The following is a 25591-nucleotide window of genomic DNA, read 5'->3' as shown; positions in this document are numbered from 1 at the left end:
GCGGAAATATGCGGGCGGCATGGCTTTACGGCTTTGCCGCCCGTGTCGCATGTGGTGCCGATGCGGTTCGACCCAACCACCGATCGCTGGCGCTATGACCTGCGGCTGTTCCTGTTAGCCTATGTCGCCGGACTGATCGCTTTTGGCGCGCTGATCCCCTGATAAGCGGCTCAGTCGCAGGCCTTGTGCAGCCTCCAGGCCAGCAGCGACGCACCCAAGCTTCCCACCGCGACCATCAGCAGGGTTTCGGCGACCGAAACGCCGAGATGCACGAGCCCTGCCAGCAGCAGCGTTGCGGTCACCATCGCCCCGGAATTGACGATGTTGTTCGCCGCGACCGTGCGTGCTGTCTGGGCTTTCGCCACGGTGGTGGTGAGAAACGCATAGAGCGGGACGACGAAGATGCCGCCGGCGATCGCGACGCCCAGCAGATCGAACAGCACGCGCTCGGCATTGGGCATGGCCATGAACTCGGAGAGCCCCCGCAATGCGCCTTGCGGGTCGGGCCAATGGTGCGAAGTCCACCAGAGATCGCAGACGAAAGCGCCCATCACCAGCGCGGCGACCGGCGAACAGCGCGCCGACACCGCGCCCTTCAGGATACGGTTGATGGCGATCGAGCCGATCGCGACGCCCACCGAGAATATGCCAAGGAACATCGTCGCCACGTCCTGCTTCGCTCCCAGGACATTTTTGACCAGCGGCGGAAACTGCGCCGCCAGAATCGTCCCCTGCGCCCAGAAGAAGCTGATCGCGAGGATGGCGAGGAAGAGGCGGCGGACGTGCATCGTGTCCGACACCAACCGGATCGACGAGCGAATGACGTGGAAATCGACGCGGGCGTCGGTCGTCATCGGCGGTGCAGCGGGCACCTGTCGTCCGGCGAACCAGCCAAGCGCGGCGACCAGAAGCACGCCGACCGCCGCATGTTCGGACGCAATTATTCCGCCGGTGATCGTCCCTGCGAGAATGGCGATATAGGTCCCGGCCTCGACCAGCCCCGTCCCGGGAAGCACCTGATCGTCCTCCAGATGCTGGGGCAGAATCGCATATTTGATCGGGCCGAAGAAGGTGGAGTGCGCGCCCATCGACAAGAGCGCGATCAGCATCATCGGCACATTCTGGAGGATCAATCCGCCAGCACCCACCACCATGATCGCGATTTCGGCGGTCTTGACGATCCGGATGATGCGGGCCTTGTCATGGCTGTCCGCCAGCTGGCCTGCCATCGCCGAAAACAGGAAGAAGGGCAGGATGAACAGGCCACCGGCAACCGCCGAGAAGGCGGCTTCGCGCGCCGGATCGTTGTAGATCTTGTAGATGACCAGCATGATCATCGCGGTGCGGAAGAGATTGTCGTTGAACGCGCCGAGGAACTGCGTGACGAACAACGGCAGAAACCGCCGTTTGGCCAGAAGCCGGAAGGTCGGGGTCATGCGGGGATACTGCGCCTTATATTTCGTTTACGGGCATCTCTCGGTCACCCTCCCTTAGCCGACGGGAGCATCAAGGACCAAGCCGATAACGTGAAGCCATGTACGATATGTGACGCGCCTTTCTTCCCATAGGCTTAAGCTTTTATCGGCTGCGCAGCGGGGGGCTTATGTCGGCGCCGCTTCCGCGCTAGAGCAGGAGGCGCATGCTGACCCTGCCGAACATATTGACGCTGTCGCGCATCCTCGCGGTCCCGATCCTCGTCTTCCTGCTGTGGCCGGATCCCAGCCGGCTCGAATATGGTGTCGCCTTCGGCCTCTATTCGCTGATGGCGATAACCGACTATTTCGACGGCTATCTGGCGCGCGCGCAGGGCACCGTATCGAAGCTCGGCGTCTTCCTCGACCCGATCGCCGACAAGATCATGGTCGCGGCGGTCATCCTGATGCTGGTGCTGAACCGGGACGTGTCGGGCTATGCCACGATCGCCGCGCTGGTGATCCTGCTGCGGGAAATCGCCGTTTCGGGGCTGCGTGAGTTCCTCGCAGGCGTGCAGGTATCGATTCCCGTCAGCCAGCTCGCCAAATGGAAGACGACCTTCCAGCTGATCTCGCTCGGCGCGATCATCCTCGGCAATGCCCTGCCCGCCTGGGCCTGGATCGAGACGACCGGGCTGTTCTGCCTGTGGGCCGCCGCCGTCCTCACCCTGCTGACCGGGTGGGATTATCTGCGCGTCGGCATCCGGCATATGGATTGACCACCAGCCGATGACCATCGAGCTGCTCTATTTCGCAAGGGTGCGCGAAGCGATCGGGCGCAGCGCCGAAAGCGTTTCCCCTCCGGACGGCATCGCCACGATCGGTGCGCTGATCGCTTGGCTCGCCACCCGCGGCGGCGGCTATGCCGAGGCCTTTGCAGATCCGGCCCGCATCCGCGCCGCAGTCGGCGAGGACTTTGCCGATCTCGACAGCCCCATCGCCAATGCCAGGGAAATCGCCCTGTTTCCGCCGGTGACCGGGGGATGAGCGCCGCGCTGCACATCGATGTCCGCGCCGGCGACTTCGATCCGGGTGCCGAACTCGCCCGGCTGGAGGCGCTCGGCGGCGGCGGCGTGGCCAGTTTCACCGGCGTCGTTCGGGGCGGCAACGGCCTGGCGGCGTTGGAGCTGGAGCATCACCCTGCCATGACCCAGGCGATGATGACGCGGATCGCGCAAGAGGCCGCCACCCGCTGGCCGCTGCTCGGGGTAACCGCGATCCATCGTCATGGTCGCCTGCTGCCGGGGCAGCGCATCGTGTTCGTCGCGGCCGCCTCCCCGCACCGCGCCGCGGCGCTGGAGGCCACCGCCTTCCTGATCGACTGGCTCAAGACGCGCGCGCCCTTCTGGAAGAAGGAGCATTTCGCCGACGGGTCGAGCCAATGGGTCGATGCCCGCAAGGAAGATGACGAAGCCGCCGCGCGCTGGGAGAAACACTGATGGCAGCCGAGGATCTCCCGGATCTGCTTCTGGCGATCGCGCAAGGCGATCGGGACGCCTTCGCCCGCTTCTATCAGCGCACCTCGGCAAAACTTTTCGGGGTCATCCTGCGTATCTTACCCGAACGGTCGATGGCGGAAGACGCGATGCAGGATGCCTATGCGAAGATCTGGCGCAACGCCGCGGGGTTCGATGCCCAGCGCGGCAGCCCGATCACCTGGGCGGCGACGATCGCCCGCAACGTCGCCATCGACCTGCGTCGGCGCGAACGTCCTGCCGGCCGCCAACGCGACGATGATTTCGACTTCGACATGCTCGCCGACGGCGGCGTTTCGGCGGAGCAGCTTGCAGCGCTCCGGGTCTGTCTGGACCGGCTCGATCCCGACCAGCGTTCGCTGATCCTGTCGGCCTATCTCAACGGCGAGAGCCGCGAGGAACTGGCGGAGCGGCTCGGCCATCCCACGGGAACGATCAAGAGCTGGCTGCACCGCGGCCTCGCCCGGCTGAGGGGCTGCCTCGATGGCTGACGATCTCGACCCGATCGCGGGCGAATATGTGCTCGGCACGCTCGACGCCGAGGAACGGCGCGCCTTTCAGCGCAGGCTGCTGACCGATCCGGCCGCCGTCGCTGCGGTCGCGGCGTGGCAGGACCGGCTTGCCCCCCTGCTGCTGACGGTCGAAGCGGTCGAACCGCCCGCCAGCATCTGGGCACGCGTGGCGACCAGCGGGCAGCCCGCCAACGACAATGCCGTGGTGCGCCGCTGGCAAATGGCGACTGCAGCTGCAGTCCTCGTCGCCATGGGTAGCATCGGCATGGCTCTGCGACCTCCGCCACCATCCCCCGCCCCCGCCACGCAGGTTGCGGAGCGTGGAGGAGCGACAATTCAGTCGGTCGCTGCTCTCAGCGAAAAGGGCGGCACCCCGGCGCTGCTCGTGACCTATGACCAAGCCTCGGGCCAGCTTCAGGTGACCCCCGTCAACGTCGCGGACAAGCCAGGCCATAGCATGGAATTGTGGGTGATCGCGGGCAAGGCCGCGCCGAAGTCGATCGGCCTGATGCCCGACGACGGCAGCCCTGCGCTCGAACGGCTTCGGCTCGACACTGCGGAGGATATGACGATCGCCGTTTCGGTCGAGCCCAAGGGCGGATCGCCGACCGGCCTGCCGACCGGCCCGGTCGTCTATTCCGGCCAGATGGTGCGGCTTCCGACCAGGAGCTGAAGCGCCCGACGACGGCGCCGTCTTGGCAAGACGGTGATTAGCCGCCATGGCTCGCGCCATGTCCGCGCTTCCCAGAACCGCCAAGCTGACGCCGCGCAAGGCCGCGCGGCACGAACGCATCCTCGACGTGGCCTGCCGGCTGACCGGCCTCCACGGCCATGACGGCGTCTCGATGCGCACGATCGCCGCCGAGAGCGGGACGACCGAAAAGACGCTCTACAATGTCTATGGCAGCAAGAACCGGCTGATCGCCACGGCAGCGCGCGAACGCAGCGCCAAGCTGTTCGAGGCCGCCGTGGAAGCCGCGCCGGAAGGCGGATGGCCGATGCTGCGCACCTTTGCGCGGATGGCCGCCGAACTGACGCTCGCCGATCCCCCCATGGCCCGCGCATTGGCGACGGTCCTGCTCGAGCATTCGGATCTGGTGGGGCTCGAGGCGGTCTATGAAGGCCGCGTGGCGCTGGCGCTGGAACAAATGGCCGAAGCGGGCGATCTCGATCCGGCCTATCCGCACGCCCTGCTCATCCGGATGATCCGGCTCGGCGTGACGGCCGCCGTCCTGTTCTGGTCGAAGGACGAACTCAGCGACGCCGAGCTCGAACCCTATGTCGCCACCCGGATTGTCGAGACATTGCTGCCCTATGTCCCCGCACCTCGACAGCAACCCATGCGGGCCCTGCTCGACGACGCCCGCCAAAGGCTGGCCGTTGCACCAGCCAGAGCGCCCAAAACGGACCTGTGACTTTTTACAGTCTCCTGTAAAAATATTTGACGACTCCCCGGCGACGTGGTTCCTGACAGCCAGTCCGCAAAGCAAATGCTGACGTCGCGAGAGGGTGTTCTGAATCTGAGGGTGTTCGGCCGGGAAAGCCGTCCCCTCCCGCGCGTCCCGGACAGATAACAAGATTGTCTAGGGAGTGACGACATGCCTGAATACCGCCCCTTCGGCACCCTGATACGCAGCATGCTCCTGGGCAGCGCGATGCTGCTCCCGCTCGCAGCCGCGCCCGCCTTTGCTCAACAGGCCCCGGCCCCGCAGGCAGCAGCAGAAGAGGGCGGCCTCACCGAGATCGTCGTCACCGCCCGGCGGCGCGAGGAAAGCCTGCAGGACGTTCCCGTCTCGGTCACGGCGCTATCGGCCGCGCAGATCCAGAAATATGACATGACGAGCCTGGAGAAGATCTCCACCCAGACGCCGCAGTTCACCATCGGCCGCTCTTCCAATGGCTCGGGTGCCCAGCTGACGCTGCGCGGCATCGGCTCTTCCTCGACCTCGATCGGTATCGAGCAGTCGGTCGCGGTCGTGCTCGACGGCGTCTATTATGGCCAGGGCCGCGTGATCAACGAGGGCTTCCTCGACCTCGCCGGTGTCGAGATGCTGAAGGGTCCGCAGGCCCTGTTCTTCGGCAAGAACGCGACCGCCGGCGTGATCGCGATCCGCTCGGCCGACCCCACCTCCAAGCCCGAGTTCATGGGCCGCCTGGGCTATGAATTCCGGGGCAAGAATCTGGTCGGCGAAGCGATGGCCTCGGGCCCGCTGACCGACACGCTCGGCATCCGCGTCGCGCTGCGCGCGTCGAACATGTTCGGGGGCTATTTCAAGAATCGCGGCACCGACAAGACCTACAACACCTTCGACATCGCGACCGGCGTAACCACGCCGCACCTCGCCCGCGCCTCCACCCGCGACAATCCGGGAGAACAGGAACTGCTCGGCCGCGTGACGCTGAAGTGGGAACCGGTCGACCAGCTGACGATGACGCTGAAGGCCAATCTGTCGTCGAACGACACCGACAACAACAGCTGGAACTATGTGCCCTTCGCCTGCGCGGCCGGCACCTATGCGCTCAACCCGAACGTGAAGTGCGAGCGCAAGTTCAACGTCTACCAGAACAACATTCCGGTCGACATAGCCGGGAACCAGCCGTTCAGCCGCAAGGACGGCGCGCTGTATAACCGCTATCGCAGCTGGGCGGTCACCGGCACGGCCGAATATGCGCTGGACGGACTGACACTGACCTGGATCAACAATTATAACGAGAACAACAACCGCTGGTCGTGCGACTGCACCTTCGTCTCGTCGAACCTCGCGGCCGCGCCCTCTTCCGAAAAGTCGAAATATCACGCCTTCTCGTCCGAGTTCCGCGCGCAGACCAGCTTCGACGGCCCCGTCAACCTGCTCGCGGGCGCCTATTATCAATCGACGAAGCGCGACCACACCCAGACCGGCGCCTTCGCCAATATCGAGGATAGCTCGCAGCCGGCCAATCTGCGCTACCTTGCCTATCTGAAGCGGTCGGAAACCGAGGGCGAGACGCTGTCCGCTTATGGCCAGGTGTCGTGGAAGATCGTGCCGACGCTCGAATTCGCGACCGGCGTCCGCTACACGCACGAGACCAAGGACAGCTTCCTGGTCCAGCCCTATGTCAACGCCGCGATCCAGGGCATCTTCCTGCAGAACAGCACGATCTTCGGCGACCAGACCTTCAACAACTGGTCGCCCGAAGCCACGCTGACCTGGCAGCCGACCCGCGACATCACCGTCTATGGCGCCTACAAGACCGCCTATAAGTCGGGCGGCTTCTCGAACAGCGGCTTTGTCAGCGGCACCACCATCCCCAGCGACGTCGCCTTCAACCCGGAGCGCGCGCGTGGCTTCGAAGGCGGTATCAAGACGACCCTGTTCGACCGCCAGTTGCGCCTGAACCTGGGCCTCTACAGCTACAAATATCTCGACCTGCAGGTCGACTATTTCAACTCGGCGACCTTTGCCTTCATCACCACAAATGCCGGTTCGGCGCGGACCAAGGGCGTCGAGCTCGAATTCCAATATGCGCCCCGCGCGCTGGCCGGTTTCGACCTGCACGGCTCGCTCAACTATAACCGTGCCCGCTACGGCAGCTATATCGCGCCCTGCTATGGTGGCCAGTCGATCGCGGCCGGCTGCGACACGAGCTTCCAGGGTGCGCTCGGCCAGGACCTGTCGGGCAAGCCGACGGCCGTCGCCCCGAAATGGACCGGGTCGCTCGGTGCCAGCTACGACACGCCGCTGTCGGGCAATGCCATTCTCGGCCTGTCGGTCGATACGCGCTACTCCAGCTCCTATCTCGCCTCCAGCTTCGCCCACCCGCTGTCGCGCCAGCCCAAATATCTGACGATGGACGGCACGGTGCGGGTCAAGTTCGACGACAGCCGCTACGAAATCGCGCTGATCGGCAAGAATCTGACCAACCGCTTCGTGGTCGGCGGCGTGGTCGATGCGCCGAACACCGGTGTCGGCACCGGCACCAACGCCGCCACCCCGGCGGACCAGATCGGCTTCGTCTCGCTTCCGCGCACGGTGCAGTTGCAGTTGACCGCGCGCTTCTAAGGCTCCTCCCTGGTACCGGCCGCCGTCCAAAGCGGCAGCCGGTACCTTTTTCTTGCGAAGGACAAGGCATGGACGCACTGGAAATGCTGGTCGCCAAGGATGCGATCCGGGATCTGCAATCACGCTACATGCGCGGGCAGGACCGGCTGGATGCCGAGATGCAGCGCGACTGTTTCTGGCCGGACGCCACGACCGACTATGGCATCTTCAAGGGATCCGGCCACGACTTCGTCGCCTTCGCGCAGGACCTGCTCCAGGGCCACAAGGCGAACCAGCATCTGATCGGCCAGTCGCTGATTGAGATCGAGGGCGATATCGGCTTCGGCGAGGTCTATTATTTCGCCTTCCACCGCGTCGAGATCGACGGGCAGGACCGCGACATGATCATCGCCGGCCGCTATATCGACCGCTATGAGCGGCGCGACGGCGTGTGGAAGTTCGCGCATCGCACCGAACTGGTCGACTGGGGTCGAATGGACCCCGCTGCCGACGGCTTCCTCGCCGATTTGACCGGCATCATCATGGGTGCGCGCGGCGCCGAGGATCGCTCGGCGCAGCGCGACTGGCTCCGCACCGCCTGAATTACCACAAGGATCTTCGAACTATGACATTGCAAGGCAAGACGGCTCTGGTCACGGGCGCCGCATCCGAAATGGGCCTGGGCTTCGCGACCGCGCGGATGATGGCGCGGGCCGGGGCGAAGGTGATGATCACCGACATCGCCGCCGATGCGGTCGCCGCGCGTGCGGAGGAACTGCGCGCCGAGGGCCATGAGGTAGCAGCCCTGCCGCAGGACGTGACCGACGCCGCCGGCTGGGATGCGGTCGTCGCGGCGACGGTCGAGCGCTTCGGCGGGCTCGACATCCTCGTCAACAATGCCGGCATCGCGGTCCTGAAGTGGATGGACGCGCTGGAGCCAGCCGACTGGCAGCGCCAGATCGACGTCAATCTGAGCAGCGTCTATCTCGGCTGCCGCGCCGCGCTGAAGCAGATGCGCGTGCAGGGGCGCGGCGGATCGATCGTCAACCTGTCGTCGGTCGCGGGCCTCGTCGGCATCCCCGGCGCCGCCGCCTATGCCGCATCCAAGGGCGGCGTCCGGATCATGACCAAGGCGATCGCGATGGAGTGCGCCAAGGAGAATATCCGGGTCAATTCGGTGCAGCCCGGCGTGATCTGGACCGACATGCAGCAGGTCGCGATCAAGGACAATCCGGACCAGTATGACGCGATCAACGCCGCGATCCCGATGGGCCGCATGGGCGAGCCCGACGACATCGCCGCGATGATCAGCTTCCTCGCTTCCGATGCCGCCAAATATGTGACCGGCGGCGAATTCACCGTGGACGGCGGCCTGACCGCCCAGTGATGCACCCGACCATCTGAAGGAGTGCCGCCATGGGCCAGCCCGATCTCCATCCCCTGACCATCGACGGTCGCGATCCCGCCAATCTGCGCGGCGATCCGATCACCGGGGACCGCTACACCAGCCGCGACTTCATGGAGCGCGAATGGGAGCATATGTGGACGCGCATCTGGCACGTCGCCGGGCGCACTGCGGAACTGGAGGAGCCGGGCGACTATGTCGTGCACGACTTCCGGCACGAGAGCGTCATCTGCATCCGCCAGGACGACGGCTCGATCCGCGCCTTTTACAATGCGTGCGGGCATCGCGGCATGCGGCTGACCGATGCGAGTTCGAGCACCGAGGCCTTTCACTGCCCCTATCATGGCTGGAAATGGGGCAAGGACGGGCTGCTCGAACATGCCCAGGACGCGCATGATTTCCCGCAGGGCAATCCCTGCGGCAAGCTGCGCCTGCGCGAGCTGCGCTGCGACATATGGGGCGGCTTCGTCTGGTACACGATGGACGACGAGGCGCCAGCGCTGCTCGACTATCTCGCGCCCATTCCCGAGCTCTACAAGAACTACCCGATGGAGACGGCTGTCCGCGTCTTCTGGATGAAGATCAACCTCAACACCAACTGGAAGTTCGCGACCGACAATTTCTCGGAGAGCTACCACACCCGAACCGCCCACCCGCAGGTCCCGCCGTGGATCGACCAGGACGTCGATACCGCGCGGCACGAGATGTACCCCAACGGCCATGGCCGTACCGTGCAGCCGATGCGCCCCTCGCTCAGCGACCGCCTGCCCGAGGGCGTGCCGCACCCGTTCGATCATATCCTGCGCCAGTGGGACATCGATCCGGACACCTATCCCGATTACGAGACCAAGGCGATGCAGGGCTGGCTCGATCTGAAGGCGGCGAAGAAGCGGCTGTGGCGCGAGCGCGGCTATGTCCATTATGAGCATATGGACGACGAGGAGATCACAGACAGCCCGCACACGGTGATCTTCCCCAACGTCACGATCAGCTTCCTGCCCGACAATCTCATCTTCTTCCGGACCGAACCCCATCCGGAGGACCCCGGAAAATGCACCTTCGACCTGTGGTGCATGGCCTTCCCTGTCGAAGGGCAGACCGAAGTGGAATCGATCATGGCCGGCCCCCAGCCGCTGCGCGAGGCGGAGATGCAGGTCCGCGACTTCGACAATGGCCGCGGCGTGCCCGAAATCGAAGGGCAGATCGTCTATCAGGACATGATGCTGGCCGAAGGCATGCAACGCGGCATGCACTCACGCGGCTATCGCGACGCCTATCTGACCGGGCAGGAAACGCGGGTGCGCTTCTTCCACGAGGTGCTCAACGATTATCTCGAAGGGCGGCGCTGAAGGGGGGGCAATCGAGGCATCAGTTCGGACGAGGGTGCACTTCCCATGTTGCCGTGAAATCAGGATTGTGCACCAATTCCCCTTAGTTACTGTCTTCGTTTAATTGCCGAAGGTCCTGAAGGATAACCCCCGCCCGCAGAGCCTCTTCCTCATGCGGAGGGTCGCGATAGGGTTCGGCCAGTGCCGCCGAATACCATGCCTTCATATCCGGCAGATCGAGCAGGCGCCGGGCGTAGCTGTCGCATAGCTTGTCCAGCGCTATTCCATAGGTCTGGAAGCGGAAGGCGACCGGGGCGAAGAAGGCGTCCACGGCGGAGAAGTCGGGGCCGGCGAGCCAGGGTCCGCCGAAACGCGACAGACCTTCGCTCCACAGGCTCGCAATGCGCGCGATGTCGCGGTCGAGCGCAGGCGGCCGCTCTTTCAGCTGGACACGGATGCCGCAGTTCATCGTGCAGACCTCGCGTAAGGCCGAAAAGCCGGAGTGCATCTCGGCCGCCGCGCAGCGCGCCCAAGCGCGTGCCTCGCGATCGGCTGGCCAGACTGCTGGGTTTTGCTCGGCAAGATATTCGGCGATGGCCAGCGAGTCCCATATCACCGAGGTGCCATCCACCAGGCAGGGCACCTTCCCCGTCGGCGAAAAGGCGTCGAAGGCGCCCTCTCCGAACGGGACAAGGACCTCCTCGAACCGGATCCCCAGCTGGCGCATCAATATCCAGGGGCGCAGCGACCAGGACGAGTAATTCTTGTTGCCGATGAAAAGCCTGTACACCCCGCCCTCCCGGCTAGCGTCTTAACCCGCGCTTACTCCACACCCCGCAGCGCGTCCGCCAGCAGGCGGAACTCCTTCTCGCGCGGGCTGCCGCGGCGCCAGGCGAGGGCAATGCGGCGGGCCGGGTGGTCGGCGGAGAGGGGCTTGGCCTGAACATGGGTGTTCTCCAAAATGCCGGCATCCAGCGCCATCTTCGGCAGCAGGGTGACGCCCAGCCCATTGTCGACCATCTGCACCAGCGTGTGGAGCGAGGTGCCCAGCATCGCCGCCTCGGCGCGCAGCTCGGGGCGGTTGCAGGCCGCGAGTGCGTGGTCCTTCAGGCAGTGGCCGTCCTCCAGCAGGAGGAGGCGGCTCTCATCGATGTCGTCGGCGCTGATGTTCGCCGACAGCGCGTCCATCTCCCCCTCGGGATAGGCGACGAACAGCCGGTCGAGGAACAGGTCGACCGATTCCACGTCACCGCAATGATAGGGCAAGGCGAGCAACACGCAGTCGAGATGACCGCGATGGAGCGAGTCACAGGCGGCGCTCGTCGTCTCCTCACGCAGGTAGAGCTTGAGGTCGGGCCAGGCGGCGCGGAGCTTCGGCAGGATGCGCGGCAGCAGGAAAGGCGCGATGGTGGGGATGACCCCCATGCGCAGGTCGCCCGACAGCGGCTTGCCGGCCGCCCGCGCGAGATCGCCCAGTTCTTCCGCCTCGCGCAGCACGCGCTGCGCCTTCTCGGCGATGCGCAGCCCGAGCGGAGTGAAGCGCACGACGCGGCGGGTGCGCTCGACCAGAGTGATGCCGATCAGCGATTCCAGCTCGCGAAGGCCGGCGGACAGCGTCGACTGGGTCACGAAACAGGCCTCGGCCGCGCGGCCAAAATGGCCGTGATCCTTGAGCGCGACGAGATATTGCAGCTGCTTCAGCGTCGGAAGATAGGTTGCCATTCATCGCCTCTATCGATCAATTGGCGAGAAATAATCAATTTGCACGTTGACGTCCACCCTGCCATTCAGCCGGCTCCAACCTACCCTGTGCATAGGAGAATCATTGTGGCTCTTACCGTTGGTGACAAGTTTCCCGCCTTCGTCCTTCCGGTCCAGCAGGGGATTTCGGCTCTGCCTGCGGGCGAGACGATCGACACCGGCGACACCGGTGGCAAGTGGAAGGTCGTGTTCTTCTGGCCGAAGGACTTCACCTTCATCTGCCCGACCGAAATCATCGGCTACAATGAGCTGAAGAAGGATTTCGAGGATCGTGACGCCGTCCTGATCGGCGCGTCGACCGACACCGATTTCGTCCACTTCGCCTGGCGCAAGTCGGATGAGCGTCTGGCCGCCTGCGACTTCCCCTGGATCGCCGACAACCAGAAGAAGCTGTCGAACGCGCTGGGCATCGTCGATCCGGAGGCCGGCGTGACCTATCGCGCGACCTACATCGTCGACCCGCACAACGTGATCCAGCACGTCACGGTCAACGGCCTGAACCAGGGCCGCAACCCGGCCGAGGCGCTGCGCGTTCTCGACGCGCTGCAGACCGACGAGCTGTGCCCGTGCAACTGGAAGGCCGGCGAAGAGGTTCTGAAGCCGGCTGCCTGACCCCCTTTCCGGGCAGCCAGGCCGGGCCGCGTCATCGCGGCCCGGTGAAGGGGGGCGCGGCGGGTCGGTAGCCGATCGCCGCGCCCCTTTTTCTTGCCCGCCGATTTCACCCGAATAGTTGAGGAACATCCGATGTCGCTCAAGGAATTTTCTGACTCGCTGCCGGATTATGCCAAGGATATCCGGCTCAACGTCGGGTCGCTGCTCGGTGACCAGACGCTGACCGACCAGCGCAAATATGGCCTTCTGCTCGCCTGCGCGCATGGCACCGGCTACAAGCCGATCGTCGACGCAACCGAAGCCGAGGTCGCCGGCAAGCTGAGCCCGGAAGCCGCCAACGCCGCCCGCGCATCGGCCGCCGTGATGGCGATGAACAATGTCTATTATCGCTTCGTCCATCTCGCCTCGAACAAGGACTATGGGCAGATGCCGGCGAAGCTGCGGATGAACGTGATCGGCTCGCCCGGCATCGAAAAGGACGATTTCGAGCTGTTCAGCCTCGCCGTCTCGGCCATGAACGGCTGCGGCATGTGCATCGACAGCCATGAAAAAGTGCTGCGCCAGCATGGCGTCGGATCCGACGTGATCCAGACCGCTGCCCGCGTCGGCGCCGTCATGAAGGCCGCCGCGACGGTTCACGCGACCGCCGTCTGACCTCCGGCAGCGCCGGCCGTGCCTTGCGGCCGGCGCCCCGCAGACCCCGATCCTTCGGGCGCATCCGGCCCGCTCTACTACGTACCGCTCAGGAACATCTTTGCAGGCGGAACCTTCGCGCCTATATTGCGCTCTTGCCGGGAACGGGCCTGAAGGACCTGCGATGTTCGACTCTCTCATTTCCTATCTCGACTCGATCAAGGCCCGCGATCCTGCCCCGCGCTCTCGGTGGGAGATATTGCTCTACCCCGGCGTCTGGGCGCTGGGTCTGCACCGGGTCGCGCACTGGCTCTTCCAGGCCGAGCTGTTCTTCCTCGCCCGGTTCGTGAACCATGTCGCGCGCATGCTGACCGCGATCGATATCCATCCGGGCGCGCAGATCGGCCGCAACCTGTTCATCGATCATGGATTCGTGGTGATCGGCGAGACGGCGGTCATCGGCGACAACGTCACCATGTATCAGGGCTCGACCCTCGGTGGCACCAACCCTACCAACGGCCAGGGCGGCAAGCGCCACCCGACGATAGGCGACGGTGCAATCATCAGCCTCGGCGCCGCCATCCTTGGCCCGATCATGATCGGACCGCGGGCGCGGGTCGGCGCCAATGCGGTCGTCACCAAGGACGTTGCCGAGGGGCAGGTCGTGGTCGGCATACCCGCCCGGCCGATGCTGGTGGACGCGCGCGAATATCAGAAGGGCTTCGTTCCCTATGGCACGGCATGCAGCGAGCGCTTCGACCCGCAGACCCAGCAGCTGGAAATCCTTCGCTGCGAGCTGGAAACGCTGCGTGGCCGGATCGGTGAGCTGATCGACGAGCGTGACGCGGCGCGGGCGAAACTCGACGAGGACCGCGAACGCGCCTGATGGGCACCGTCGCTCCCTTCCCCGGCAAGCCGCTGCAGGTCGGCTTCGATCGGGTGGAATTGATGCGTATCCTCGACCTCTACGGGCGTATGGTCGCTGCCGGCCTGTGGAAAGATTATGCGATCGACCTCGGCAAGGAGGCGGCCTGTTTCGCGGCCTTTCGCCGGGCCGCCGAGCGCCCCGAATATCGCATCGAAAAACGCCCCGCCCTGCGCAACCGCCAGGGCATGTGGGCGCTGATCGGCGAAGGCGGTGCCGTGCTCAAGCGCGGGCAGGAACTGGGGCCGGTGCTCGCCCCGGTCGAACGCCGGCTGATGAAGCTGGTCGACGACTGAGGCGTCAGGCGGTCACCCGCCGGTCGATCATCGGCAGGCGCCTTGCAAGCGCATCCGGCAGACGGTCGACCACCCGCGCACGGGCGACGGTCCAGAAGGCGGAAAGCAGCAGCAGCGCCGATCCGATCACGAAGGCCGTGATGCCGAAACTGCCGCCATCGCCACTGCCCTGATCGATCAGATGTCCGATCGCGTAAAGCACATAGGCGAGCGCGGAGACCATCAGCGCGCGGCGGTCGATCGCCAGCGCCACGAGCCCGAGCAGACAGTAGAGCAGGATCACCAGCGGAGCGCCGATATCGCTGCGCGGACCGAAGGCCGAGAAGATCGGGTGGACCAGCATCGGCGCGGCGAGCAGGTGCAGCCAGAAGGCCACGTCCGACCGGCGTGTCGTCCGCGTGCGATCGCTCATGTCCCAGCGCATGGCGAGCGCGAACACCGCAATGCCTGCCAGGAAGATCAGCGGCGAGACATAGTCCACCACCGCCGGTACCGCCGCCAGCACGAGACCGATCGAGACCGCAGCGAGTGCAGCCGCAACGGCCGCGATCGTGATCGGGACCTGGAATCGGCGCCAATGCAGCCACACGCCACCGGCCGTCACGGCTGCCGAGGCCGCCACGAGCAGCGACATGACCCGGTCGTTGCCGTCGGGCACCAGACCGAGCAGCGACGACAGCAGCATCATCGTCCCGACGCCCAGCCCACCGGTGAAGGCCAGCAGAAGCAATATGCTCGGCAAGGCCATCCGGCGCCGACGGGTGAAATATTCGGCCAGCCCCCAGGCGCCGCCCGCGACCGCGAGGCCGGCGAGAGGCGATGGGGCGCCGCTCTGCGCAAGAAGGCGCACCGAATTGCCGATCCAGCCAAGTGCGACGAGCATGAGCGCGGCAGCGATCGCGACGAAGATGTCGTTGAAGCCGGTCAGGAAGCGGAAGCTCTCCTGATCGACCGCCGGCACCGCGCGCATCTCGGCGACATGCGTCCGAAAGGCCTCGGCGGCCTCCGGAGCCAGCACGCCCGCGACGACGGCGGAATCGATGTCGCTCTCACTGTACAAGGGCCATTCTCCTGCGGCGAAGACCCGCAGGATAGTCCAACCGTATTATATTAGCAATACAGCCAGGTCAGGACAGCCCCTCGCTGTCGAGCGCATAGCCCGCCGAACGAACCGTGCGGATCAGATCGGGCGCATCGGCGACGTTGATCGCCTTGCGCAGCCGCCGGATATGCACGTCGACGGTGCGCGGCTCGATGTCGCTGTCGCGGCCCCAGACCGAGTCCAGCAGCCGCTCGCGCGAGAAGACCCGGCCCGGATGCTCGAGGAAATGCTTGAGCAGGCGGAACTCGGTCGGCCCCAGGCTGATCGCCGCGCCGCCGCGCCGGACGCGGTGGCTGGCCGTGTCCATCTCGATATCGGCATAGGACAGGCGCTCACCCGCCAGCGCCGGACGCACGCGGCGCAGGACCGCGCCGACGCGAGCGACCAGCTCGCGCGGGCTGAACGGCTTGGTGACATAGTCGTCGGCGCCGGTTTCCAGACCGCGCACACGGTCCTCTTCCTCGCCGCGCGCGGTAAGCATGATGATGGGGACGTTGGCGGTGTCGCCCATGCGGCGCAGCTGGCGGCACACCTCGATGCCGGAGACGCCCTCGATCATCCAGTCGAGCAGCACGAGATCCGGCGGATTCTCGCGGGCGAGGAGAATGGCTTCCTCGCCGTCGGCGGTGCGTTCGACTTCGAAATCCTCGCGCTCGAGATGCCAGCTCACCAGTTCGGCCAGCGCCGCATCGTCTTCAACCAGCAATACCCGAGCGCGTGTCATCAACCGTCTCCAAGAAGGGGATCTTCGCCCTTCGTCCGCTCCGCCATCTGCCGCCCGGTGGCGGCAAAATAGACCATCTCCGCGACGTTGGTCGCGTGGTCGCCGATCCGCTCGATATTCTTGGCGATGAACAGCAGATGCGTCGACGCCGTGATATTGTGCGGATTTTCCATCATGTAGGTCAGCAGCGTGCGGAACAGGCTGTTGTAGAAATCGTCGACGGCGCGATCACGCTCCGACACCGCGACCGCCGCCTCGGCATCCCGCAGGACGAAGGCGTCGAGCACGTTGCGAACCATCTCCGCCGCGACACGGCCCATGGCGGGCAGCACCGACATGGCGTCCATGCCGCGCGCATCCTGCAGCACCGCGACCCGCTTGGCGATATTCTTGGCATAGTCGCCCATGCGCTCGACGACGCCAGCGATCTTCAGTGCCGCGAGCACCTCGCGCAGATCGTCCGCCATCGGCGCACGCAGCGCGATCAGGCGCACCACCTGACGCTCGACCTCGGCCTCGAGTTCGTCGATGCGCTGGTCGCCCTCGACGATCCGGGCTGCGGAATCCAGGTCGCGATGAACCAGTGCTTCAAGCGCGCCGGTGATCGCTGCCTCTGCGCGTCCGCCCATTTCGGAGATGAGCGCACGAAGCTGACCGAGATCCTCGTCGAACGCCTTGACCGTATGTCCGGTAACCATCGCTTTTCATCCCTCCGGTCCCGTTCGCCGGCGCCGCAATGGCGCGGCCTATGGGGGTAACGTGTTGCACTATGATGACAATGACCCGGGGGCGATAGCGGGAAATGTGACAGTCACGGTCGTCCCGACGCCGAGCTGCGAAGCGATGTCGAGCGTCGCGCGATGTCGCTCGACGATGTGCTTGACGATCGCCAGGCCAAGGCCGGTCCCGCCGATCGAGCGGCTGCGCCCGGAATCGACGCGGTAGAAGCGTTCGGTGAGGCGCGGCAGATGCTCGGGCGCTATGCCCTCGCCCTCGTCGGCCACCTTCAGGCGGACCTTGCCCTGCACCATATCGAGCGAGACCCGGATCGCCCCACCGGGCTTGCCATATTTCAGCGCATTGCCGATCAGATTGTGGAGAACCTGGCCGATCTGCACCCGGTCGGCACGCACCTCGGCGCAGGGCGATGCCTCTACCCTTATCCGGTCGGGATCGTCGCGCAGGCCGGAACGGATGACCCCGACCACCTCGTCGACGACCGCGCCGAGGCGGAGCGGCGTCTGCGGGATCGAGAAGCGGTCGGCCTCGATCCGCGACAGCGAGATCAGGTCGTCGACCAGCTGCTGCATGCGCTTCGCCTCGCCCATCATGATGCCGAGGAAGCGTTGCCGCACCGCCGGATCGTCGCCGGCGCCCCCCTCCATCAGCGTCTCGACGAAGCCCAGGATCGTCGCCAGCGGCGTCCGCAGTTCGTGGCTTGCATTGGCGACGAAATCGACGCGCATCCGTTCGGCGATCCAGCTGTCCGTCCGATCGCGCAGCGTCACCAGCTTGGCGCCCTCGCTGATCCGGCGGATGGTCATCATCCAGCGTCGATCGGCCTCGACCAGGCCGGCGATCTCCACCGGAGCCTCGGTCTCGCGGTCTGCGGCGATCAGTTCGGCCGCGGTCGGATGGCGGATCGCCAGACGGAAGTCGCCTTGCACCCGCTCGGCACCGAACAGGCGGCGCGCCGCCTGATTCGCATGGGTGATCCGCTGCCGCTCGACGATCAGGAGGACGTCGTCGACCGCATCGATCACGTCCTGCGTCCGGTCGACCAGCTGGACGACCGGCGGCGGCAGCAGAGCGGGCGCCTCGGAGGCTGGTGCCGAGGAAATCCAGGTGAGAAAGGCCGCGATCAGCCCGACGACCAGCGCCGAAACGAGAGGAGCGGAGAGCAGCCAGCCCGCGAACGCGACGACGACAAGGGCCAGCGCCGCGCGCGCCCCTCTCCTTCCCGTCATGTCGTTTTCCTGGCCAGCGTCGGGCAGGGCTTCATGCTTCATCCGATCCCGTCTACGCGCCGAATGTGAAATCTATCGGACATAAAAGCCAGAGGTCGTCGTAACCGAAATTGACATAAACTTTCTCGCCACCCGCTGGGAATGCCGGTAAGATGGCAGGACCAGTGTTTGGGGGATGGTGATGCGTAGCGAAGACGAACGGCCGGAGTGCCAGACGAAAGCCGGGGACGAGACCGTCCAGGCTCCGGACCTGGCGACACGCCGCTCGATGCTGCGCCTGTCGGCCCTTGGTGCAGCGGCAGTCTTCACGGTTCGCCCCGGCGCGGGCCTTGCCCAGGCCGCCGTTTCCGGCATCACATGTTCGATTCCCGTTCCCCAGACCAGCCAGGCGGGCAAATGGATCAAGAACGACGGCACGGTGGTGAACGCGAACACCGCCAACAGCTTCAAGCCGCCGTCGACGCCGCTGCGCGGCGAGGACGTCAAGAATTCGCTCGCTTATGGCACCCGCTATAGCGGCTACAATCAGAACGCGACCAATGCGTTCAACAACTATATCAAGAAGCTGACCATGGGTAAGCAGGGCTATACCTGCTATTCGTCGATCCAGAGCCGTCCCTGATCGCAAGATCCGTCGCGGGATGGTGACGAGCGCCCCGATCTACCGCACGGATTATCCGGACAGCTGCCGTATCGAGGCGGTGGACGGCATGGTGCTGATCTTTCACCGCCCGTCGGGCACCACGCACTTCCTCGACGTGCCGCTGCCCGACCTATTGTCCCTTCTCGCCGAAGCGCCCGGCGACGCGGACAGTCTCTGCGACAGGCTCTGCGCACGGCTGGGCATCGAACGGGACGGCGAGGCGCAGGCGGTGGTCGACCGGCGCCTCGACGAGCTGGCAGCCGCCGGCCTGGTCTGGATCGATCGATGCACGGTGTGACCGTCAGGATAGGCCCCGTCTCCTATCGGCTGGGGTCGCCCTGGCGAGCACCGCTGGACGCGATCCGTGCACTTTACGCAGACTATCCGGCACCACCGGACGGCATCGCGACGGTGACAGCGCGGATCGACGCACCGTCCCCTCTTCGCCGCTGGTTTCGTCCCCAGGTCTTGATCGAAGGGGATCATCGCCTCGACGGAACCGTGCCGATGGCGCTGCGCCACGGCCTGCTCGCGCTGGAGATGGCGATGAACATGCAGGTGGCGCTGGGCGAGCGCCGGCACCTGCTGATCCATGCGGCGGCGGTCGAACGCAACGGCCGCGCCATCATCCTGCCCGGCGAGTCCGGATCGGGCAAATCGACGCTCGGCGCGCTTCTGGGGGAGAAAGGCTGGCGATTGCTGGCGGACGAGTTCGTGATGATCGAGATAGACAGCGGGCTGATCCGTCCCTTTCCGCGCGCCATAAGCCTGAAGAACGAGTCCATCGCAGCCATGGAGGCGGTGGTCGCCGATCCGGGCCGCTTCGGTCCGCGTCTGACGGGCACGCCGAAGGGCGAACTGCGTCATTTGCGGCCCGCGCCCGATGCCATCGCCCGGATGGACGAGCCCGCCGAGCCGGCGCTGATCCTGTTCCCGACTTTCGGGCCCATGGCAGCGGTGGAAGGCGTCAGCCGGTCCGAGCTGTTCGCCCGCATCACCGAGGGATCGACCAATTACAGCGATCTCGGCGAGCCGGGCTTTCTCTGCCTGTCGCGCCTCGTCCACGCGGTCCCGGCGGTCCGCTTCGCCTATCCCGACGGGCCGACCGGCCTCGCCATCGTCGAGCAGTTCTGCGCCGAGGCGGGGCTGTGAGATCCGCGCTGCCGCTCGCCCGGGTGCTGGCCGACCCGGTGTCGGCGCTGTCGCTCGGCCCGGCGGACTGGCCGGCGCTGCTGTCGATCGCGCGGCTCGAGCGGCTCGACGGCAGCCTTGCCTATCGCCTCGCCGATCTTCCCCTGCCCCCGGCCATCGGTCGCTGCCTCGAAACCATCCGCTCGGCATCGGTGGTTGCCGAGCGGCAGGCGCTCTGGGAGGTAGAGATGGCGAGGCGCGCGCTGGCTTCGGCGGGCATATCGCCGATCCTGCTCAAGGGCAGCGCATTCGCCTTTGCAGGGCTGCCGCCGGCGCCCGGCCGGCAGGTCGGCGACCTCGACATTCTCGTTCCGCGCGACCAGCTGGACGCAGCGGAAGCCGCCCTGCTCCGGGCCGGCTATGCGTGGGTCAAGGACGATCCCTACACCCAGGCCTATTATCGCAACTGGATGCACGAACTGCCCCCGCTTGTGCACGAGGAGCGGGGCAGCATGATCGACCTGCACCACAGCATATTGCCGCTGACGGCACGCCGGACGCCCGACGCCGAAGCGCTCGTGCGCGACAGCATGGAGATCGCCGATGGCGTGCGGATCCTGGCGCCGACCGACATGATCGTTCACGCGGCCGCGCACCTCTTCGCCGATGGCGATCTCAGCGGCGGGCTACGCAACCTGTGGGACGTGGATCGACTGCTGCGCCTGTTCGGCAGCGACCGCGATTTCTGGCCATTGCTGCGCGAGCGTGCGGCGCTTCACCAGGTTCGAGGGCCGGTGGCTCTGGCGCTGCGGCTCGCTAACCGGCTTTTCGCAACCCCGGTAGAGCCCCGACTGGCGGGCCACGACAGGATGCGGGACATGCTGTTCATACACCGATTGCTGGCACGCGATGGGTGGGGACGCCCGACCCGCCCCTTCTCGCGCCTCGGCTTCTATGTCAGATCACATTGGATGCGGATGCCGCCCGCCATGTTGGCCCGGCATCTTTGGATCAAGTCGTTAAAAAGGCACGGAGCAGCGTAACATATCAGCCGGAACTTCCTTGACTTCGACGGGTTGGCAACGGTTCCGGGGGGAGAGCTGATGGCGGGTAGCGGCGATGGCGAAACCAGGACGCCCGATTTCGACGTCCTGGCCGGCGGCGGAGAGCTGGGCGCGCGGATGCGTGCCTTCGACTGGGCGTCGAGCCCGCTCGGACCGCCGGAAGACTGGCCGCAGAGCCTGAAGGCGACAGTCAGGATCATGCTCACGTCCCGCCAGCCGATCTGGATCGGTTGGGGACCTGAACTTACCTATCTCTACAACGACGCCTATAAATCGATCATCGGCGCGCGGCACCCTTGGGCACTGGGCAAGCCTACGGCGAGCGTGTGGGATGAAATCCGCTCGGATATCGAGCCCATGCTGGCAAAGGCGATGGGCGGCGACGAAGGCATTTATGTCGAGGAACAGCTCCTGATCATGGAGCGTAACGGCTATCCGGAAGAGACCTACTACACCTTCTCCTACAGCCCCATTCCCGATGACGACGGCCGCCCAGGCGGGATCATCTGCGCAAACAGCGACGACACCGCCAAGGTGATCGGAAAGCGCCAGCTGGCGTTGCTTACAGATCTGGCTGGCCGGGCGATGAAGGCGGAGACCGGGCGCGAGGCTTGCGAAGCGAGCGTCGCCGCGCTGGCCACCAACCCGCGCGACGTGCCGTTCGCGGTCCTCTACCTCGAAGCAGCCGAGCCGCAGACGTTCGAGCTCGTCGCCGCCTATGGCGTCCCCGCAGGATCGGCGCTCGCTCCGCAGCAGCTGCGCGACGGTACGCCTTACGTGGACGGTATTCCCTTTTCTTCCCAACGGACCGAACCCATCGTGATCGACCGGATTGCCGATCTGGTGGGCCCCGAGGCGAGTGCCGTATGGGGAAGACCCCCGCAGCGCGCGCTCATGATTCCCGTCGCGGCAGCCGAACGGCGGGGACTGCTGATCGCGGGCATAAGCCCGGTGCGCCAGCTCGACGCCGATTATCGCGACTTCCTCGCTCTGGTCGCGGGCCAGATCGGCACCGCCGTAGCCAAGGCCGACGCTTATCAGGCGGAGCGGCAACGGGCCGAGGCGCTGGCAGAGATCGACCGGGCAAAGACGATCTTCTTTTCGAATGTCAGCCACGAGTTCCGCACACCGCTGACGCTCATGCTCGGGCCGGTCGAGGAACTGCTCAAATCGACCGCAGGCGCACCGCGCGAACTGGCCGCCATGGCCCATCGCAACGGGCTTCGGCTACTTCGCCTGGTCAACACCCTGCTCGACTTCGCGCGTATCGAGGCCGGTCGGGTCGAAGGCCGTTTCGAGCCTACCGATATCGCCGTGGCGACAGCCGAGCTCACCAGCAACTTCCGCTCGGCTTGCGAGCAGGCGGGGCTCACCCTGGAAACCCGCGTCGGGCCCGTGCCCCAGCCGGTCTATCTCGACCGCTCGATGTGGGAGAAGGTCATGCTTAACCTGCTGTCGAACGCGTTCAAATATACGCTGCACGGCGGGATTGCAGTGGAGGTCCGCGCTGAAGACGACGAGGCGGTGGTCGTCGTCGAGGATAGCGGCGTCGGCATAGCGCGCGACGAACTGCCGCGGCTGTTCGACCGCTTCCATCGCGTGGAAGGTCAGCCCGGCCGCACGCAGGAGGGCACCGGAATCGGCCTCGCGCTGGTCAAGGAACTGGTCGGGCTGCACGGCGGGACCATCGCGGTCGAGAGCGAGGTCGGTCGTGGCACGCGCTTCACCATCCGCCTGCGTCTGGGCTGCACGCATCTCCGCCGCGAGCAGGTCGTCGCCCAGACGGCAACGCCCTATGCCACGGCAGTCACAGAGGCTTTCGTCGAGGAAAGCCTTCACTGGTCGCCACCGCCATCGCCCCCCGTGGACGGTGATCCGCTCGCCGCAGCCGATGCGGAGACGATCGCCCATATCCTGATCGCCGACGACAATGCCGACATGCGCGACCATATCGCGCGGCTGCTCAGGCAGGCGGGGTATGAGGCCGAAATGGCCGGCGACGGCGAGGCCGCGCTGGCCGCGATGCGCACTCGCAAACCCGATCTGGTGATCTCCGACGTCATGATGCCGCGCCTCGACGGCTTCGGCCTGCTCAGAGAGATACGAGGAGACGCCGAACTCCGCGCGACCCCCGTGCTGATGCTGTCGGCGCGGGCCGGCGAGGAGGCGACGGTCGACGGGATCGAGGCCGGAGCCGACGATTATCTGACCAAACCGTTCGCCGCGAGCGAGCTGATCGCCCGGGTCAGCGCCAATCTGTCAGTGGCGCGAACACGCATGGCCGTGGCGGAGCAGGTCCGTGCGAACGAGCTGCGACTGCGGCGCCTGTTCGAAAATGCACCGGGTTTCATCGCCATCCTCAACGGCCCCGATCTGGTCTTCGAGTTCGTCAACAAGACCTATGTCCGGATGTTCGGTAACCGCGACTATCTCGGCAGACCTTTTGAGGAGGTCTTCACGGAACTGGGTTCCAGCACGATCATCCGTAACGTCTTTCAGACGGGCGAGCGCTATCGCGCCGTAGCAGTGCCGGCGCGCCTCGAAGGCGGCATCAGCTATGCGCTGGACTTCGTCGTCGAACCGATCCGCGACGCGGACGGGATCGTGACGGGCGTGTTCCTGGAGGGCCATGACGTCAGCGAACGCAACCGGGCCGAGACGGCACTGCTCGAGGAAAGCCGGACGCTCGACACGCTCAACCGCAGCGGGATCGCGATCGCCGCCGAACTCGATCTGTCGCGACTGGTGCAGATGGTGACCGACGCCGGGGTCGACGTGACCGGTGCTCAGTTCGGCGCCTTCTTCCACGTGGTGGCCGGTGAGGGATCCGACAGCTACATGCTCTACAGCCTGTCGGGTGTGGATCGCTCAGAGTTCGAGCACTTCCCCATGCCTCGCCAGACGGGCGTTTTCGGCCCGACCTTCCGGGGCGAACGGGTCATCCGGTCGGGCGACATCACCCGGGATGCGCGCTACGGCAAGAATGCCCCCCATCGCGGTATGCCGGAGGGCCATCTGCCCGTCCGGTCCTATCTCGCAGCACCGGTCCGGTCGCGATCCGGGGAGATATTGGGGGGGCTCTTCTTCGGTCATGCCGAGCCGGACCGCTTCAACGAGCGGCATGAGCGCCTCATAGTGGGCATAGCGGCGCAGGCCGCGATCGCGATGGACAATGCGCGCCTGTTCGACGCTGGGCAACGCGAAATCTCGGAGCGCAAGCGCGCCGAGGAAGAGCTGCGCGAGCTCAACGACACGCTCGAACGGCGCATCGCCGAGGCGCTGGCCGAGCGGGAGGTTGCCGAGGAGGCGTTGCGCCAGTCACAGAAGATGGAAGCCGTCGGCCAGCTGACCGGCGGGGTCGCGCACGATTTCAACAATCTGCTGACGATCATCACCGGCAACCTCGACATCATGCTACGCGCCATGGACCGCGGCGACGAGGCACGCGTGCGCCGGGCGATCGAAAGCGCGCAGAAGGGCGCCGACCGCGCTGCTTCGCTGACGCAAAGACTGCTCGCCTTCTCGCGTCGCCAGCCGCTGGCGCCCAAACCTATCGATGTCGACCAGCTGGTCTCCGGAATGTCCGAACTGCTGAGTCGCGCGCTGGGCGAGACCATCTCGCTGGAGGTGGTCACCACCCCCGGCCTTTGGCGGGTGGAGGCCGATCCGAACCAGCTGGAAAACTGCCTGATCAATCTCGCGGTCAACGCGCGCGATGCCATGCCCGGCGGTGGCGCGCTGACCATCGAAACCGCGAACACCCTCCTCGACGAGAGCTACAGCGCCGCGCACGCCGAGGTCGCGCCGGGCCAATATGTCGTCATCGCCGTGTCCGATACCGGGGTGGGCATGTCACGCGAGGTCGTCGCGCGGGTGTTCGAGCCTTTCTTCACGACGAAGGAAGTCGGGCGCGGCACCGGCCTGGGCCTCTCGATGGTCTACGGGTTCGTCAAGCAGTCCGGCGGCCATGTGAAGATCTACTCCGAACCGGGATCGGGCACGACGATCAAGATCTACCTCCCCCGCCTGGTCAGCGACGTCGACCCGGCAGAGTGCGAAGGTGAAACGCTCCAGGACGGCCAGGGACATGACGAGGTCATCCTGGTGGCGGAGGACGACGACGATGTCCGCGCCTACACGGCCGAAATTCTGCGCGAGCTGGGCTATAATGTGATCGAAGCCCCCGATGGCGCGGCGGCCCTTGCGTTGATCCAGCAAGCCGACCAGCCGATCGACCTGCTGTTCACCGATGTCGTCATGCCCAACATGTCGGGCCAGGAACTGGCGGAACGCGCGCAGGCGATACGGCCCGGCCTCAAGGTTCTTTACACCAGCGGCTACACCCGCAACGCGATCGTCCATAATGGCCGCCTCGACGCGGGGGTGGAAATGATCGCCAAGCCCTTCACCTACCAGGCCCTTTCGGCGCGCGTGCGGCAGATACTGGATTCGACGAACTGACGAGGTGGCGGAAAACAGCGATGTTGAATAACAGGTACCGAGCTGTTACATGACAGAG

26 protein-coding genes are annotated in these 25591 nt (G+C 65.7%); 19 read left to right on the top strand and 7 right to left on the bottom strand.

Features of this window, described 5'->3' with window-relative positions; genetic code table 11:
* Window positions 1–170 precede the first annotated feature (170 nt).
* The gene (locus G6P88_RS16970) at window positions 171–1436 is read right to left on the bottom strand and encodes an MFS transporter (RefSeq protein ID WP_165324236.1); all 1266 of its coding nucleotides are present in this window, start codon (window positions 1434–1436) and stop codon (window positions 171–173) included.
* A 203-nt stretch (window positions 1437–1639) separates the two neighbouring features.
* On the opposite strand from G6P88_RS16970, the gene pgsA reads away from it, so the two are divergent.
* The 10 genes from pgsA (at window position 1640) to G6P88_RS16920 (ending at window position 10235) form a co-directional block, all read left to right on the top strand.
* Entirely contained in the window at window positions 1640–2191 is a 552-nt protein-coding gene (gene pgsA, locus G6P88_RS16965) for a CDP-diacylglycerol--glycerol-3-phosphate 3-phosphatidyltransferase (protein WP_165324235.1), read from the top strand.
* A 10-nt stretch (window positions 2192–2201) separates the two neighbouring features.
* On the top strand, window positions 2202–2459 hold the full coding sequence (moaD, locus tag G6P88_RS16960) for a molybdopterin converting factor subunit 1 (protein ID WP_165324234.1): 258 nt from the start codon (window positions 2202–2204) through the stop codon (window positions 2457–2459).
* The gene (locus G6P88_RS16955; RefSeq protein ID WP_165324233.1) at window positions 2456–2911 is read left to right on the top strand and encodes a molybdenum cofactor biosynthesis protein MoaE; all 456 of its coding nucleotides are present in this window, start codon (window positions 2456–2458) and stop codon (window positions 2909–2911) included. The genes moaD and G6P88_RS16955 overlap by 4 nt, the downstream gene beginning before the upstream one ends.
* Window positions 2911–3438 (top strand): sigma-70 family RNA polymerase sigma factor, encoded by a 528-nt coding sequence (locus G6P88_RS16950; protein ID WP_165324232.1) that lies wholly within the window; start codon window positions 2911–2913, stop codon window positions 3436–3438. The genes G6P88_RS16955 and G6P88_RS16950 overlap by 1 nt, the downstream gene beginning before the upstream one ends.
* Window positions 3431–4132: an anti-sigma factor gene (locus tag G6P88_RS16945; protein WP_165324231.1), complete on the top strand. Its 702-nt coding sequence runs from the start codon at window positions 3431–3433 to the stop codon at window positions 4130–4132. The genes G6P88_RS16950 and G6P88_RS16945 overlap by 8 nt, the downstream gene beginning before the upstream one ends.
* 58 nt (window positions 4133–4190) lie before the next feature.
* Window positions 4191–4874, top strand: a complete 684-nt coding sequence (locus tag G6P88_RS16940) for a TetR/AcrR family transcriptional regulator (protein WP_165324230.1) — start codon at window positions 4191–4193, stop codon at window positions 4872–4874.
* A 183-nt stretch (window positions 4875–5057) separates the two neighbouring features.
* Window positions 5058–7502, top strand: a complete 2445-nt coding sequence (locus G6P88_RS16935; protein WP_165324229.1) for a TonB-dependent receptor — start codon at window positions 5058–5060, stop codon at window positions 7500–7502.
* Between the two features lie 68 nt (window positions 7503–7570).
* On the top strand, window positions 7571–8083 hold the full coding sequence (locus tag G6P88_RS16930; protein ID WP_165324228.1) for a nuclear transport factor 2 family protein: 513 nt from the start codon (window positions 7571–7573) through the stop codon (window positions 8081–8083).
* A 23-nt stretch (window positions 8084–8106) separates the two neighbouring features.
* Window positions 8107–8868 (top strand): SDR family NAD(P)-dependent oxidoreductase, encoded by a 762-nt coding sequence (locus G6P88_RS16925; RefSeq protein WP_165324227.1) that lies wholly within the window; start codon window positions 8107–8109, stop codon window positions 8866–8868.
* A gap of 29 nt (window positions 8869–8897) precedes the next feature.
* Complete coding sequence (locus G6P88_RS16920) at window positions 8898–10235, top strand: aromatic ring-hydroxylating oxygenase subunit alpha (RefSeq protein WP_165324226.1); 1338 nt, start codon at window positions 8898–8900, stop codon at window positions 10233–10235.
* Window positions 10236–10317: 82 nt separating this feature from the next.
* Here G6P88_RS16920 and G6P88_RS16915 read toward each other — a convergent pair whose 3' ends face one another.
* Window positions 10318–11004, bottom strand: a complete 687-nt coding sequence (locus tag G6P88_RS16915; protein WP_165324225.1) for a glutathione S-transferase family protein — start codon at window positions 11002–11004, stop codon at window positions 10318–10320.
* A 32-nt stretch (window positions 11005–11036) separates the two neighbouring features.
* On the bottom strand, window positions 11037–11936 hold the full coding sequence (locus G6P88_RS16910; RefSeq protein WP_165324224.1) for a hydrogen peroxide-inducible genes activator: 900 nt from the start codon (window positions 11934–11936) through the stop codon (window positions 11037–11039).
* Between the two features lie 105 nt (window positions 11937–12041).
* Here G6P88_RS16910 and G6P88_RS16905 point away from each other — a divergent pair, with 105 nt between their 5' ends.
* The 4 genes from G6P88_RS16905 to G6P88_RS16890 all read left to right on the top strand — a co-directional run bounded on the left by G6P88_RS16905 (window position 12042) and on the right by G6P88_RS16890 (window position 14441).
* Window positions 12042–12587: a peroxiredoxin gene (locus tag G6P88_RS16905; protein ID WP_165324223.1), complete on the top strand. Its 546-nt coding sequence runs from the start codon at window positions 12042–12044 to the stop codon at window positions 12585–12587.
* Window positions 12588–12719: 132 nt separating this feature from the next.
* Window positions 12720–13241 carry an alkylhydroperoxidase, AhpD family gene (gene ahpD / locus G6P88_RS16900; protein ID WP_165324222.1) on the top strand — a complete coding sequence of 174 codons (522 nt, stop codon included), beginning with the start codon at window positions 12720–12722 and terminating at the stop codon, window positions 13239–13241.
* Window positions 13242–13404: 163 nt separating this feature from the next.
* A complete protein-coding gene (gene epsC / locus G6P88_RS16895; RefSeq protein ID WP_165324221.1) occupies window positions 13405–14106 on the top strand; it encodes a serine O-acetyltransferase EpsC in 702 nt (233 codons plus the stop codon).
* The gene (locus G6P88_RS16890; RefSeq protein ID WP_165324220.1) at window positions 14106–14441 is read left to right on the top strand and encodes a DUF2794 domain-containing protein; all 336 of its coding nucleotides are present in this window, start codon (window positions 14106–14108) and stop codon (window positions 14439–14441) included. The genes epsC and G6P88_RS16890 overlap by 1 nt, the downstream gene beginning before the upstream one ends.
* Before the next feature lie 4 nt (window positions 14442–14445).
* Here G6P88_RS16890 and G6P88_RS16885 read toward each other — a convergent pair whose 3' ends face one another.
* From G6P88_RS16885 to G6P88_RS16870, 4 genes are all read right to left on the bottom strand, one after another.
* Entirely contained in the window at window positions 14446–15501 is a 1056-nt protein-coding gene (locus G6P88_RS16885) for a hypothetical protein (protein WP_165324219.1), read from the bottom strand.
* A gap of 67 nt (window positions 15502–15568) precedes the next feature.
* Window positions 15569–16267 carry a phosphate regulon transcriptional regulator PhoB gene (phoB, locus tag G6P88_RS16880; protein WP_165324218.1) on the bottom strand — a complete coding sequence of 233 codons (699 nt, stop codon included), beginning with the start codon at window positions 16265–16267 and terminating at the stop codon, window positions 15569–15571.
* Window positions 16267–16965: a phosphate signaling complex protein PhoU gene (gene phoU, locus G6P88_RS16875; RefSeq protein WP_165324217.1), complete on the bottom strand. Its 699-nt coding sequence runs from the start codon at window positions 16963–16965 to the stop codon at window positions 16267–16269. Before phoU ends, phoB begins: the two co-directional genes overlap by 1 nt.
* A 69-nt stretch (window positions 16966–17034) precedes the next feature.
* The gene (locus G6P88_RS16870; protein ID WP_226946620.1) at window positions 17035–18234 is read right to left on the bottom strand and encodes an ATP-binding protein; all 1200 of its coding nucleotides are present in this window, start codon (window positions 18232–18234) and stop codon (window positions 17035–17037) included.
* Window positions 18235–18415: 181 nt separating this feature from the next.
* Between G6P88_RS16870 and G6P88_RS16865 the strand changes: the two genes are divergently transcribed.
* From G6P88_RS16865 to G6P88_RS16845, 5 genes are read left to right on the top strand one after another with little or no spacing between them, the layout of a single operon-like run.
* Window positions 18416–18856 (top strand): hypothetical protein, encoded by a 441-nt coding sequence (locus G6P88_RS16865; RefSeq protein ID WP_226946619.1) that lies wholly within the window; start codon window positions 18416–18418, stop codon window positions 18854–18856.
* A gap of 19 nt (window positions 18857–18875) precedes the next feature.
* Window positions 18876–19175 (top strand): HPr-rel-A system PqqD family peptide chaperone, encoded by a 300-nt coding sequence (locus G6P88_RS16860; protein WP_165324214.1) that lies wholly within the window; start codon window positions 18876–18878, stop codon window positions 19173–19175.
* Window positions 19163–20029 (top strand): HprK-related kinase A, encoded by an 867-nt coding sequence (locus G6P88_RS16855; protein WP_165324213.1) that lies wholly within the window; start codon window positions 19163–19165, stop codon window positions 20027–20029. The genes G6P88_RS16860 and G6P88_RS16855 overlap by 13 nt, the downstream gene beginning before the upstream one ends.
* A complete protein-coding gene (locus G6P88_RS16850) occupies window positions 20026–21051 on the top strand; it encodes a nucleotidyltransferase domain-containing protein (RefSeq protein WP_165324212.1) in 1026 nt (341 codons plus the stop codon). Before G6P88_RS16855 ends, G6P88_RS16850 begins: the two co-directional genes overlap by 4 nt.
* A gap of 60 nt (window positions 21052–21111) precedes the next feature.
* A complete protein-coding gene (locus G6P88_RS16845) occupies window positions 21112–25533 on the top strand; it encodes an ATP-binding protein (protein ID WP_206335804.1) in 4422 nt (1473 codons plus the stop codon).
* The last annotated feature ends 58 nt before the right edge of the window (window positions 25534–25591 follow it).

This window comes from Rhizorhabdus phycosphaerae (assembly GCF_011044255.1).
GTDB classification, from domain to species: Bacteria; Pseudomonadota; Alphaproteobacteria; order Sphingomonadales; family Sphingomonadaceae; genus Rhizorhabdus; species Rhizorhabdus phycosphaerae.
Note: the sequence above shows the minus strand (reverse complement) of the source record. Positions and strands in the feature narration are given on the sequence as shown.

Bases quoted from the DNA above. Each gene is read 5' to 3' on its own strand.
- G6P88_RS16870 (WP_226946620.1), bottom strand. From the start codon at position 18,234: ATGACGGGAAGGAGAGGGGCGCGCGCGGCGCTGGCCCTTGTCGTCGTC.
- G6P88_RS16950 (WP_165324232.1), top strand. From the start codon at position 2,911: ATGGCAGCCGAGGATCTCCCGGATCTGCTTCTGGCGATCGCGCAAGGC.
- G6P88_RS16970 (WP_165324236.1), bottom strand. From the start codon at position 1,436: ATGACCCCGACCTTCCGGCTTCTGGCCAAACGGCGGTTTCTGCCGTTG.
- G6P88_RS16955 (WP_165324233.1), top strand. From the start codon at position 2,456: ATGAGCGCCGCGCTGCACATCGATGTCCGCGCCGGCGACTTCGATCCG.
- G6P88_RS16910 (WP_165324224.1), bottom strand. From the start codon at position 11,936: ATGGCAACCTATCTTCCGACGCTGAAGCAGCTGCAATATCTCGTCGCG.
- G6P88_RS16935 (WP_165324229.1), top strand. From the start codon at position 5,058: ATGCCTGAATACCGCCCCTTCGGCACCCTGATACGCAGCATGCTCCTG.
- G6P88_RS16920 (WP_165324226.1), top strand. From the start codon at position 8,898: ATGGGCCAGCCCGATCTCCATCCCCTGACCATCGACGGTCGCGATCCC.
- phoB (WP_165324218.1), bottom strand. From the start codon at position 16,267: ATGACACGCGCTCGGGTATTGCTGGTTGAAGACGATGCGGCGCTGGCC.
- phoU (WP_165324217.1), bottom strand. From the start codon at position 16,965: ATGGTTACCGGACATACGGTCAAGGCGTTCGACGAGGATCTCGGTCAG.
- G6P88_RS16890 (WP_165324220.1), top strand. From the start codon at position 14,106: ATGGGCACCGTCGCTCCCTTCCCCGGCAAGCCGCTGCAGGTCGGCTTC.
- G6P88_RS16940 (WP_165324230.1), top strand. From the start codon at position 4,191: ATGTCCGCGCTTCCCAGAACCGCCAAGCTGACGCCGCGCAAGGCCGCG.
- G6P88_RS16945 (WP_165324231.1), top strand. From the start codon at position 3,431: ATGGCTGACGATCTCGACCCGATCGCGGGCGAATATGTGCTCGGCACG.
- pgsA (WP_165324235.1), top strand. From the start codon at position 1,640: ATGCTGACCCTGCCGAACATATTGACGCTGTCGCGCATCCTCGCGGTC.
- G6P88_RS16845 (WP_206335804.1), top strand. From the start codon at position 21,112: ATGGCGGGTAGCGGCGATGGCGAAACCAGGACGCCCGATTTCGACGTC.
- G6P88_RS16925 (WP_165324227.1), top strand. From the start codon at position 8,107: ATGACATTGCAAGGCAAGACGGCTCTGGTCACGGGCGCCGCATCCGAA.
- ahpD (WP_165324222.1), top strand. From the start codon at position 12,720: ATGTCGCTCAAGGAATTTTCTGACTCGCTGCCGGATTATGCCAAGGAT.
- G6P88_RS16855 (WP_165324213.1), top strand. From the start codon at position 19,163: ATGCACGGTGTGACCGTCAGGATAGGCCCCGTCTCCTATCGGCTGGGG.
- epsC (WP_165324221.1), top strand. From the start codon at position 13,405: ATGTTCGACTCTCTCATTTCCTATCTCGACTCGATCAAGGCCCGCGAT.
- G6P88_RS16860 (WP_165324214.1), top strand. From the start codon at position 18,876: ATGGTGACGAGCGCCCCGATCTACCGCACGGATTATCCGGACAGCTGC.
- G6P88_RS16930 (WP_165324228.1), top strand. From the start codon at position 7,571: ATGGACGCACTGGAAATGCTGGTCGCCAAGGATGCGATCCGGGATCTG.
- G6P88_RS16865 (WP_226946619.1), top strand. From the start codon at position 18,416: ATGCGTAGCGAAGACGAACGGCCGGAGTGCCAGACGAAAGCCGGGGAC.
- moaD (WP_165324234.1), top strand. From the start codon at position 2,202: ATGACCATCGAGCTGCTCTATTTCGCAAGGGTGCGCGAAGCGATCGGG.